The organism is Streptomyces sp. NPDC048644 (genome assembly GCF_043199105.1).
In the GTDB taxonomy this organism is placed as follows: domain Bacteria; phylum Actinomycetota; class Actinomycetes; order Streptomycetales; family Streptomycetaceae; genus Streptomyces.
Genome location: NZ_JBICVO010000021.1, coordinates 41312 through 52152, shown reverse-complemented (window position 1 = coordinate 52152; position 10841 = coordinate 41312). Strand labels below are relative to the sequence as shown.

Sequence of the window (10841 nt, the reverse complement as noted above, 5' to 3'; positions counted from 1 at the left end):
GCGATTCATAACGTTCTCTGGTGTAACGAGGCTGCCAAGGAGCCTTGAAGGGACGAGCGGGAGCCGCGGCTGCGGCTCCCGGGTGACGGCCGACGCGGATGGCGCCCGCTCCGGCCGTCGGCGTATCTACTTGCAAAGGGCGGTGTCGACGAGGGAGAGGACGTCGGCGGGCCCCTGGCCGCGGGGGCCGGACGGGGGATTCGCGGTGACCGCGACCGTGACGGCCCGGCCGTCATCGGTCACCCCGCCGCGGGTCTCGTAGCCGGCGATGTCGCCGCCGTGCCCCCACACCAGACCACCGCAGCTCAGCGGCGTGCTCACCACGCCCAGCCCGTACCTGGCCCCGGGCCACATGCCGGTGGTCTTGACCGTCTTGCGCATCTGGTCGAGCTGTTCCTGCTTGAGGAGCTTGCCGTCGAACAGGACGGTGAAGAAGCGGCTCAGGTCGCTCGGCGTGGACACCAACTGGCCGGCTGCCCAGGCCCACGACGGCTCCATCACGGTGATGTCCTTGAGCGGCCCGTTCGGCTTGGTCGCCCGGTAGCCCTGGGGGTGCGCCTCGCGGATGCCCTCCTCGCCCACGTCGGGGAAGTAGGTGTGCCGCAGTCCGGCGGGCCGGATGACACGCCGGGTCATCTCCTCGCTCAGCGGTCGGCCGGTGACCTTCTCGACGATCAGTCCGGCAAGGAGGTAGTTGGTGTTGCTGTACTCCCAGTCGGTGCCGGGCGCGAACCGCGACTTGTGGGCCAGGGCCAGGTCGAGCAGCTCACGGGGCTGGAGGTAGGTGTGCCGGTCCTTCTCGTAGTGGTCACCGATGTATTCGGAGTAGTTCGGCAGACCGCTGGTCTGCTGCAGCAGCTGCCGCACGGTGATCTTCCGCCCGTCGATGCCCTCACCACGGACGAGGCCGGGCAGGTACTTCTCGACCGGCGCATCGAGTCCGACCTTGCCCTCGCCGACCAGTTGCAGGACCAGTACGGCGGTGAACGGCTTGGTGTTGCTCCCGGCGCGTACCTGCCCGTCGACCGGCACCTTCTTCCCCGTCTTCAGATCCGCCACGCCGGCGGTGTAGTCGTGGACCTTTCCGTTGCGGTCGCGCACGGAGGACAGGACAGCGGGATATGTGTCCTTGTCCACCATGTGATTCATTTCCTGCTGCACAGCATCGCCGTGCCCACCGGCCTGGGCCGGCATCGAGCCGGCCACTGCTGCGGCCCCCAGTGCAGCCACTACGGCGACCACGGGAATCACCCGCCGGCCCCGCAGAAACGAGGAGCGGACGGCCTGCCGTGATGCGTCGTTGGAATGGGGCACGAAATTCTCCCTATCTGCGTCCAGCGGGGCTGGACAATCAATCGAATACTTGCAGTCTGTCTGCGGGGGATCGCTCAAGCGATCCGGTCAGCAGGTCGATGCAGGGTGGGGATAACCCCCGGATGCTGTCTGACCTGGGATGAGAGGGCACGGATGCCCTCGGCCTGCGGAGCGGGTGTGCGGTCCGGGCCGAGCGGCTCGGCGCGAATCCGCCTGGGGCGAACCGTCCATCAACGTATCCCAAAGGCGTTCGTAATTCTGCACAAGTCAGGCGCAGATATTAGTGCAGGATGACGAGGCATTTCAGGGTGCTGCGTGCAAGAATTGCGATCGGAGATTCGGTTGGCCTGCATCTATTGCGAAAGCGCACTCGTCTGGAAAATCTCCGGATCTGCCCCATTCGCGAAGGCTGACGTCACCCACAATTCCCAGGGAACCGCGCATGTCCACGACGCCATCCGCCGGAATCATCAACCAGTCGCCCGCGGCCCCGCAGCCGTCGTGGCGGAAGAGGATGGAAGCGCTGAACATCACGCTTCCCGCGTCGGCGAACCCGATCGGGGTCTATGTTCCCGCGGTCCGGAGCGGGAATCTCGTCCACACCTCCGGCCAGTTGCCGCCGGCAGACGGTGTGATCGAAGAACGCAACCGTCGGGGTAGAGCTCGTCGTCGAAGTCGCCTGATCTCCGGCGAAGCCTGCTTGACGCCCCTCGCACTGTTCGCGCGGCTCGGATATGCACCCGCCGCAAGCGGCGAAGAATCCCCGGCGTAACCGTCCAACTATGAGACATCCGCCCGTCTTGTCCGGCCGATTGCCCGATAGCCCGCACCGAGGCAAGGCCGCGCGTGGGCTGGTGCGATGAACCGAAGGAACTGTCATGATCCCAGCCGCATACCCTCAACTGCGCCTCGACGCCGACGCCCTCCATCACAACATTCGCGTCATGGCCGAGTGGTGCAAAACAAACGATGTGGCACTCGCTCCCCACGTCAAAACGACGATGTCCGCTCCCATCATCGAGCGACAGCGTGCCGCGGGTGCTTCCACCGTCACCGTAGCGACGGTGGATCAGGCGCAGACGGTATGGAGTTGGGGCCATCACTCGGTGCTCATCGCCAACCAGGTCGTGGACCGTTTCGGCCTGGAGAGGCTGAAGGTCGGGCTGGAAGAGGACTCGGCCCGGAGGATTCAATGCTTCGTCGACTCGCCGGAAGGCATCGTCGCGGCGGAGCAGGTCTTCGACGCGCACGGGCCGGCCCTGCATGTCCTGCTGGATGTCGGAGCACCAGGAGGGCGGACCGGTATCCGCAGGCACGAGGACGCACGGCGGCTGGCAAGGCGGGTCAATGGGGCACCGGGCCTCAGGCTGGTCGGAGTAGCTGGGTACGAAGGCGTCGCACCGAACAACAGGATCGACGAGACCCTCGCAGCGGTTGACGACCACTGCCGGCGAGTCCGCGACATCTATATCGATGTCGCTGATCTCTTCGAGACCGACGCCCCCGTGTACTCGATGGGCGGGTCCGCCTTCCCCGACCGTGTTGTCGAATGCCTCCCCACGGACAAGGATGTGCCCGGCACCGTGCGGCTGCTGCGCTCCGGCTGCTACGTGACCCACGATCACGGCACGTATCGCCGCGTGAGCCCCATACCGAACCTTGTGCCGGCCGCGTCGATTCGATCCGTCGTGCTGTCCGTTCCCGAAGACGGGATGGCAGTCGTCGGCGCCGGCAAGCGCGACCTGCCGTACGACGCCGATCTGCCCACACTGCTCGCTGCCCACCGCCCCGGCGGGTCTCCCAAGTACGGCGTCGCGGGGACTGTCCACACCTTGTACGACCACCACGCCGTCCTCACCGGAGTAACCGGCCTCGCTGTGGCCGATCTTGTCGACTTCGGGATCTCACACCCGTGCTCCGTCTTCGACCGCTGGCCCGACTACCTCGTCACCAACAGCGGAGGCGAGGTGATCGACGTGTGGCGTACCGATTTTCACCGAGCCTCGATCATCTCGGCCAAAGAGCCCACAACTGAGGTCGCTGCCTGACGACGCTCACCGTCGGCCTTTCCCACATCGCTTTTCCCTGAGGAGTCCTATGCCCGCCCGTCACGACGAACCGGCGTCTTCCGTTTGCACACTCAAAGACCGTGTCCATGAGCGTGTGACGACCGTCCAGGACCGGCTGGTCGCGCTCAGCCACGCCATCCACGAGAACCCGGAGCCGGCCTTCACAGAGAACAAGGCGGCACGGTGGGTGGGGGAAGAGCTCAGCGCGGGCGGGTTCCTGGTAGAGCCCGGTGTCGGCGGTCTGGACACGGCATTCTCCGCGACCTACGGATCCGGTGATTTCACCGTAGGCGTTTGCGCCGAATACGACGCCCTGCCGGAGATCGGCCATGCATGTGGACACAACATCATCGCGGCGTCCGCCGTGGGCGCCGCACTGGGACTTGCCGAGGTCGCCGACGACCTCGGGATCCGGGTGAAGGTGATCGGCACTCCCGCCGAGGAACACGGCGGCGGCAAGGCTCTGCTCCTTGATCGGGGCGTGTTCGACGACGTGACGGTCGCGATGATGGTGCACCCCGGACTGGTCGACACCCACCCCAGCGACTACACCAGCCAGGCAGTCACCCGGTTCGCCGTCACTTACCGAGGCCGCGCCTCGCATGCCGCAGTCGCCCCGCATCTGGGCGTCAACGCGGCCGACGCCGCGGTGATCGCGCAGGTGGCCATCGGCCAACTCCGCCAACAGACCACCGCCAACTGCCGGATCGCACTGTTCGTGCGCAAGGGCGGCGAGGTCACCAACATCATTCCTGAGCACACGATCGTCGAATGCGAGGTCCGGGCGTTCGACAGCGTCGAACTCAAGGCCGTGTACCAGCGCGTGCTCGCCTGCTTCGAGGCCGGCGCGCACGCCACCGGTACCACCCTTGACGTGCACGCAACCGAACCCGCCTATACCGCGTTGCAGCAAGACCCGACCATCGGCGACTACTACGCCGACAACATCGTCGGTCTCGGCCGCGAGCTGGGGGACAACGGGCACCAGGTAGGAGGGTCCACCGACATGGGGAACATCTCCGAAGTGGTACCCAGCATCCACCCCGTGATCGGTGTACGCGGAGCCAAAGATGCACTGCACACCCGCGGATTCGTCCAGGACGCCGCATCGCCTGCCGCCGACGAGGCGGTCATCGATGGTGCACTGGCCATGGCCTTCACCGGTGCCGACCTGGCCCTCGACCCGAACGTACGCGCCCGGTTCGTCGTCGCCCACCAGGCCCGGCTCGACTGTTCGCAGGCCCGATGATCGCCGGGGCACACGAGCTGTTCAGCGTTGGCCTGGGCTCCTCCAGCTCGCACACGGTGGGACCGATGATCGCGCCCGAGACTTCGCCACCGGGCTCGCCGACCGCGGCACGCTCGATACGGTCGCCGCCGTCACCGTAGACCTGCTCGGATCCCTGGGTACCACGGGTCGCGGGCACGCCACCAACCGGGCGGTCATGCTCGGCCTCTGCGGACACGACCCTGCGGCCCTCGACCCGGCCGACGCAACGGTGTGCTCAGTCGCTACCGCCGCCAGCCGGGCCCCATCCCCACCGTCGCCACCGACACGCAAGGCACTGTTGACCCGTCCGGCACGCGGGAGGACGCAACGCCCATCCCCTCGCGTTGGTTCACTTTGCCCATGGCCATCGCCATGCTGCTGTCGAACGTGGCATTCCGCCCCGATGTCCGGATCGCACAACTCCTCGGACTGGCCGTCGTCGTTGCCGTTGTCGTGGCCGCGCTCGCGATAAAAAAACTCACGCGTCTCCCCGCCATTCCCGGTGTCGCCGTACTGGGGATCCTGGTGAGCACACCGTTCTCACCGATCGGCTCCTCCCTGGCGCACCTGGTCGAGTCACTGGACTTCCTTTCCCTGACCGTTCCGGTGCTGGTCTTCGTCGGCCTCGGCATCGGGAAAGACATGCCCGTACTCAAACGTATCGGCTGGCGCATCGTCCCCGTCGCTCTGGTCTCTTTCGCCGCCTCGTTCGGCGCCGCCGCGGTCATTGCGCAATTTACCCTGAATTTTTGACCACGCCTCATTTCACCACCTCCTCGAACCAAGGAAAGAAACAGGAACACGAACAGCGTGGAACATGGGAGCCGAACGGAACGCGCATGCAGTTAATCAAGCGTTCTCCGAACCCTCACCGAAAGACAGAAATGATCAAACACATCAACCATGAAGAATAAGGATTGATTTCTGGATGTTCACGCAAATCGCTGGCACCGCGCAGCGCCCGACCCGATACAGTGCACGTCGACGGCGAACCCGCGCAACCGTGCTGGTGGCGGCATCAACGGCAGCTGCCGTCGCAATGTCCGCGTGCTCAAGCCGCTCCCCCGATCACTCAGCTTCGCCGTCGTCGAGCACTGTGGGAGTGAGCGCGGAGCTGCAGAAACTCATGAGTGCCACACCCTGGTCATCAGGTGATTGGGGTGTGCAGGTAACAGACCTGAAATCCGGAAAAGTCGTTCAGTCGAAAAATTCCACATCCCGGTTTGTGACCGGTTCGACGGCCAAGACATTCGCCGTCAGCGCCGCGCTCGACACTCTCGGCGGCGACCATCGCTTCCGCACCCCCATCGTGCATTCTGGTGCGGTGTCGGAAAACGGGCGACTCTCGGGCAACCTGATAATGGTGGGCAGTGGCGACCTGACACTCGGCGGACGGACGAATGCGGCAGGAAAACTGGACGTCCCCGACTTTGACCACTACGACGCCAACGCTGTGCCCGGCATGGCGACGCTCACCCGCGAAGATCCGCTCGCCGGCATCGACCACCTGGCTCGCCAGGTCGCGGCAAGCGGTATCCGGCGGATTGACGGCGACGTGGTCATCGACAATCGGCTCTGGGATCCGGTGTCGATCGGCGGGACGCCCATCACCCCGACGGTCGTCAACGACAACCTCATCGACGTGCTGATCACCCCGAGCGCACCCGGCAAGCCGGCGAAGGTCAACTGGCGGCCCAAGACAGCCGCCTTCACCGTCGACGCGCAGGTCACCACGACCTCTGCCGGGACAAAGCCGGCAGTAAAAACCGATAGCACCACCCCTGGGCACATCCGGGTGCGAGGCTCGGTGCCCGCCGATGCCACCGCACCATTTGTGACGACCTACCAAGTGCCCGACCCAGCGGCCTTTGCCCGCACCGTGCTCATCGAGGCACTCACTCGGCATGGCGTGACCGTCGCCGCCCCGCCGCTGGGATCCAACCCCAGTTCCAAGCTTCCGTCGGCGAAAAATGTCAAGGGGCTGCCTGTTTCGGCAACCTACATATCTCCCCCTTTCCGGGAGTACGCAAAGTTGATCAACAAGGTCAGTCATAACCTCGGCGCCAACCTGTTGCCGCCGCTGATGGCCGTCCAGCATGGCGAACGCACCTATGCCGACGGAATGAAGGCCGAACGCGACTTCCTCGCTCGCGCAGGTATCGACCGGAAATCCTTCACCCTTGTCGATGCCCAAGGTCTCCCCGGCGACAAGGTCACACCGGTCGCCCAGACAGAATTGCTGCGACACCTTGCCCGGCGGGACGACTTCGACGTCTTCCACAACTCCATGCCGAGCATGGGAGTCGACGGCTCGCTCGCCGATGTCATCGAGCCCACCGACCCGGCAGCCGGACATATCCGGGCGAAGACCGGCACCCTGGTCGGCGCCTTCAAGGGAAAGCTAGCCCTCACCACTAAAGCACTCGCAGGATACATTGACGCGAAAAACGGTCACCGCTACGCATTCGCGATCTACGTCAACAACATCCCATCGCCCGGCAATAACGTGAACAATGCCATTGACCTGGCGCTCAAGGCCAACAAGCAGCTGGGGGCAATGGCCGCCAGTATCTACCAGAACCCCTGATACCATCCCCTTCTCTTACCTGACCGGCCTTCCCACACAAGAAATGGGAAACGTGAAACGGGGAGCCGGCAGGGACAAGCACGTGTCACTGCTCAGGTACACGAGGCGCCGCATTGAGCGTCTGGGGTACCGCCGAAGCAATGAGGCACAGGATTCGTCGTTTGCGGCGCATCCCGGCAGTCGCTCTGTCCCTTCGAAGGCATCCCGAAGTGGATGCTCAGGCGACGTCGAATCGGCACGTCAAGTCCCTACCTATGCGGGCCCGCTCAGCTGAGTGAGCCCGCATAGGTGATTCGATCGCCTCCGTTCCTCTCCCGCGGGCGAACGAAACTGCCCATGGCCTCTCACGCGATCACCTGTGCCGACGGCTTTCGAGGTCTCACTCGACGGCCGGGTCTGATGTCGCCCGCTGGGCGACGGCTGTCCGTCAGAAACCGCTAGATGTGCTGTTCGGGGAGGTTGGTGACGCGGCTGGCTGGGGTGTGGCCACTGAGTCCGATGTGGGGTCGGTGGCAGTTGTGCCAGTCCAGCCGATCGTAAAACGCTGCCTATCGCTGGGCGTCCGAGGGGTAGAGCCGGTGGTATGCCCATTCGTCGAGCAGGGTTCGGTGGAAGCGTTCGACGGTGATGCCCCGGGCTGCGAACCGGGCCGTTGCGCGGGTGAGGATGCCGGCGCAGGTGGCTGTTGTTTCGTCGGAGAGATCTTCGGTGTAAAACTAGGCGCGCTGCGGTGTTGCCGCCTCCACCGCCACCGGATCCTCACCCGTCACGGCCTGCCGGCCCTGGCCGCCTGCGACCGGACCACCGGCGAGCCCGTGCGCCGCTACGAATGAGCCTGGCGAACTGGTCCACGTCGAGGTCAAGAAGCTCAGCCGCATCCCCGACGGCGGCGGGCGCAAGGTCCTCGGTCAGGCGGCCGGACGCAAGATCCGCAGCGGTGCCGGAACCGCCTGCCTCCACACCGCCCTGGACGACCACTCCCGCGGGCTGTCAGCCGCAGTGGTCCGATGCGGTACTCGCGTCGCAGGCGCACCACGTGGTCCTCGACGGCGGCCGGAGTGCGGCACAGCTGGTGGCGCGAGCGGCTGGAGCGGTCGTGCATGCCCTCGGTGCCCCTGTGCCGGTATTGCTCCGTCCACCGGGCGGCGGTGGTGTGGCTGACCTGGAAACGCTCGGCTGCCCGGCGCAGCGGCCAGGAGCGGAGCCCACACTGTCGATCCACCCGGGCCTGCCACTGCGCGGCCCCGTGATCACTCTCCATACTCCCCCATCCCACCACGCTACCCGGGCGGCCTACGAGCACTCGGCCGGCGGATCACCACACCGCTTCCGCCCCCGACGCTCATCGGCCTCGCCAAGCACAGCGAAGGCTGACCGCCGCGCTTCAGCCGGCCCTTCGCTCTCTCCGTCCTTCCTGGGAGGCCGTCGCGCATGCCCGCAGCATCCCGCATTGCCTCAGGGTCGGAATCAGCCAATATGTCCATATGGATGACACGACACGCGGTTTGGCTGCTTCCGTGGACCTCGCCTGCCGTCGCCTCGAACAAGCTGGCGAGGGTGCCGCGTCCGCTCCCATACCTGAAGGTCCGGGAGCGGTGGCTGCGGCGATATCGGCGGTGCGGGACCGGATAGGTGGGCCGGCGTCGTACGGCGGGGCTGTGCGCGGGCCCTGCGTGCGCTGGTTTCTCGGCGACCGCGCTCTCGTGCTGGAGAGCGGGGCCGAAGGGCTGCAGCTGGCGGTACTGGACGCAGGTCGCCTGGCGGAGGCCGACCGCGCCGCGTTCGACGTGGACGTGCGCGATCTGGACTTCACCCGGTTGCCGTATGTGTGGCAGGTGGAAACGCAGGAGCCGGTGTCCCGGCCTCCGGCGGCGCCGTCGGTGCCTGTGGCTGCTGAGTGGCTGACGCTGGAGGCATCGCTGGACGCCGTCCTGCGCAGCCTCGCCGAGCAGGTTCCCCAGCAGTTCACCACCGCGGAGCATCTGGGGTTCAACATCGCGGCCGGAACCCGGAAGGTCGGGGTCGCGAGCGGTGGCTCCGGACTGTCGGTAGTGGTGGATGACCGCAAGCCCTCGGGCCCGACCCTCGCAGAGGAGATGCGGCGGCGGGGGTGGGACCGAGAGCTCGTCGGCTGGTGGGAGCACGCCGTGCTGGAGGTCGACGAGGTCGCCCACGCCGCCGGCATGCTGATCACCGAACTGCGCCACGACGGTGCGGAATCCCTGCAGGGTCTCCGCACCGACGATGTGGACTGCACCAGCGGCTATCTCCTGCTGCCCGGACTGGCCGTCGCCGGCAGCTGACGACGCCCGCCCGCGCAGCGGGCCGGGCACGCCGCCGGCGCCGCACCGCTCACGCCGCGCGGCCCACCGGACGAGGCGTTACCTCCTGGGCGGCAGCCATGTCCTCGCCCCAGGCGATCGGGGTCTCGTCTTCGTCATCGATCCACACGAGAATCACCATGCGGCAGGCGGGGGCCACGGCCGGGAAGAGCGTCTGGCATTCCAGGGTGACGGGGCGCCAGTCGTGCACCGCCAGGGACGCGCGGTAGCGCAGCGGGCCCCGCCCCTCGGAGACATCCGTTCCCTCCTCCCACCGCCGCGCCAGGTACGGGTCGGAGAGGATTTCCGAGACGAGTGCGTTGACCTGGGGGCCCTTGGGGTGCTGGAACAGGGTGAAACGGAGCATGGCGAGGTACTGCTCGGCCTGCTCCGCCCAGTCGAGGATGACGTGCTTGGCCTCCTCGCTGAGCCGAGCGGCTGCCCGCCACGCTCGCCTACGCGGGGCATCGACATCGAGAGCCAGGGCCTGTTCGCCGGCACACGGGGCCGCCAGATCGCCGGACGGTTCGTCGTCATCCCCGCCGCCCCGTTCTCCTACGCCACCACCACGGACAAGGAAACGTGGCGGGGCCTGGTCGGCACGCTGGAATCCATGCTCCGCCTTCACGAGCACGCGCCCGGCACGCTCACCGCGCTGAGCGAATACCTCTTCCACCGCACCGGCGGCATGATCGGCAGCCTGTCCCAGCTCGTCCGCGGCGCCGCCGTGCTGGCCATCGAGGACGGCAGCGAAGCCATCACCGAAGAGCTGCTGGAGAGTGTCCCGATCGACTTCGCCGCCGAGCAGTCCGAACGGCTCACCACCCCGGCCAAACCGACCGAGCGGCGGAGGCGCGCAGCCTGATGTCGTGGTCGCCACCGACAACCTCGCCATCGGCGTCGTCGTCGGCACCCTCACCGCCATGGTCATCTTCGCCAAGCCCGTCGCCCACGTCACCGCCGTCACCGACCCCGACGGCAGCACGGTCGTCTACCGGGTGACCGGCGAGCTGCTCTTCGCCTCCTCCAACGACCTCGTCGGCCAGTTCGACTACGCGAGCGACCCCGACAGGGTCGTCATCGACCTGTCCGCCGCGCACATCTGGGACGCCTCCTCCGTCGCGGCCCTGGACGCGATCGAGACCAAGTACGCCCAGCGCGGCAAGAGTGTCGAGATCACCGGCCTGAACGATCCCAGCGCCGACCTCCACGGCAAGCTCACCGGCGAACTCGCCGGCAGCCACTGACCCCGGCGCCACCGATCAGCGGACCCCGACCAG

At 66.6% G+C, this 10841-nt stretch carries 10 protein-coding genes and 3 pseudogenes; 10 read left to right on the top strand and 3 right to left on the bottom strand.

What is annotated here, in order from left to right; genetic code table 11:
• Positions 1–126 precede the first annotated feature (126 nt).
• Positions 127–1140, bottom strand: a complete 1014-nt coding sequence (locus tag ACGFNI_RS32485) for a serine hydrolase domain-containing protein (protein ID WP_393688808.1) — start codon at positions 1138–1140, stop codon at positions 127–129.
• Positions 1141–1756: 616 nt separating this feature from the next.
• Between ACGFNI_RS32485 and ACGFNI_RS32480 the strand changes: the two genes are divergently transcribed.
• From ACGFNI_RS32480 to ACGFNI_RS32450, 7 genes and pseudogenes are all read left to right on the top strand, one after another.
• Positions 1757–2086, top strand: a complete 330-nt coding sequence (locus ACGFNI_RS32480; protein ID WP_393688806.1) for a hypothetical protein — start codon at positions 1757–1759, stop codon at positions 2084–2086.
• Positions 2087–2192: 106 nt separating this feature from the next.
• Positions 2193–3362: an alanine racemase gene (locus ACGFNI_RS32475; protein ID WP_393688804.1), complete on the top strand. Its 1170-nt coding sequence runs from the start codon at positions 2193–2195 to the stop codon at positions 3360–3362.
• Between the two features lie 49 nt (positions 3363–3411).
• A complete protein-coding gene (locus ACGFNI_RS32470; RefSeq protein ID WP_393688802.1) occupies positions 3412–4632 on the top strand; it encodes a M20 family metallopeptidase in 1221 nt (406 codons plus the stop codon).
• On the top strand, positions 4520–5125 hold the full coding sequence (locus tag ACGFNI_RS32465; protein WP_393688800.1) for a serine dehydratase beta chain: 606 nt from the start codon (positions 4520–4522) through the stop codon (positions 5123–5125). The genes ACGFNI_RS32470 and ACGFNI_RS32465 overlap by 113 nt, the downstream gene beginning before the upstream one ends.
• Positions 5014–5406, top strand: a complete 393-nt coding sequence (locus ACGFNI_RS32460) for a hypothetical protein (RefSeq protein ID WP_393688883.1) — start codon at positions 5014–5016, stop codon at positions 5404–5406. The genes ACGFNI_RS32465 and ACGFNI_RS32460 overlap by 112 nt, the downstream gene beginning before the upstream one ends.
• A 349-nt stretch (positions 5407–5755) precedes the next feature.
• Entirely contained in the window at positions 5756–7240 is a 1485-nt protein-coding gene (gene dacB / locus ACGFNI_RS32455; RefSeq protein ID WP_393688798.1) for a D-alanyl-D-alanine carboxypeptidase/D-alanyl-D-alanine-endopeptidase, read from the top strand.
• A 752-nt stretch (positions 7241–7992) separates the two neighbouring features.
• A pseudogene (locus ACGFNI_RS32450) lies at positions 7993–8224 on the top strand (IS481 family transposase); the annotation flags it as partial.
• Positions 8225–8279: 55 nt separating this feature from the next.
• Here the strand turns inward: ACGFNI_RS32450 and ACGFNI_RS32445 are convergent.
• Positions 8280–8501 (bottom strand): annotated as a pseudogene (locus tag ACGFNI_RS32445) (helix-turn-helix domain-containing protein); the annotation flags it as partial.
• Positions 8502–8898: 397 nt separating this feature from the next.
• Here ACGFNI_RS32445 and ACGFNI_RS32440 point away from each other — a divergent pair.
• A complete protein-coding gene (locus ACGFNI_RS32440; RefSeq protein WP_393688796.1) occupies positions 8899–9543 on the top strand; it encodes a hypothetical protein in 645 nt (214 codons plus the stop codon).
• Between the two features lie 49 nt (positions 9544–9592).
• Here the strand turns inward: ACGFNI_RS32440 and ACGFNI_RS32435 are convergent, their stop codons facing one another.
• Positions 9593–10045: a hypothetical protein gene (locus ACGFNI_RS32435; protein WP_393688871.1), complete on the bottom strand. Its 453-nt coding sequence runs from the start codon at positions 10043–10045 to the stop codon at positions 9593–9595.
• Here ACGFNI_RS32435 and ACGFNI_RS32430 point away from each other — a divergent pair.
• Together ACGFNI_RS32430 and ACGFNI_RS32425 are read left to right on the top strand one after the other, a co-directional pair.
• Complete coding sequence (locus ACGFNI_RS32430) at positions 9971–10426, top strand: hypothetical protein (RefSeq protein ID WP_393688882.1); 456 nt, start codon at positions 9971–9973, stop codon at positions 10424–10426. The two genes, ACGFNI_RS32435 and ACGFNI_RS32430, sit on opposite strands and share 75 nt — an antisense overlap.
• Before the next feature lies 1 nt (position 10427).
• Positions 10428–10808 (top strand): annotated as a pseudogene (locus tag ACGFNI_RS32425) (STAS domain-containing protein); the annotation flags it as partial.
• Positions 10809–10841 lie beyond the last annotated feature (33 nt).

Excerpts from the sequence above, each read along its gene's own strand:
- ACGFNI_RS32485 (WP_393688808.1), bottom strand. The coding sequence starts at position 1,140 with ATGGTGGACAAGGACACATATCCCGCTGTCCTGTCCTCCGTGCGCGAC.
- ACGFNI_RS32480 (WP_393688806.1), top strand. The coding sequence starts at position 1,757 with ATGTCCACGACGCCATCCGCCGGAATCATCAACCAGTCGCCCGCGGCC.
- ACGFNI_RS32475 (WP_393688804.1), top strand. The coding sequence starts at position 2,193 with ATGATCCCAGCCGCATACCCTCAACTGCGCCTCGACGCCGACGCCCTC.
- ACGFNI_RS32470 (WP_393688802.1), top strand. The coding sequence starts at position 3,412 with ATGCCCGCCCGTCACGACGAACCGGCGTCTTCCGTTTGCACACTCAAA.
- ACGFNI_RS32465 (WP_393688800.1), top strand. The coding sequence starts at position 4,520 with ATGGTGCACTGGCCATGGCCTTCACCGGTGCCGACCTGGCCCTCGACC.
- ACGFNI_RS32460 (WP_393688883.1), top strand. The coding sequence starts at position 5,014 with ATGGCCATCGCCATGCTGCTGTCGAACGTGGCATTCCGCCCCGATGTC.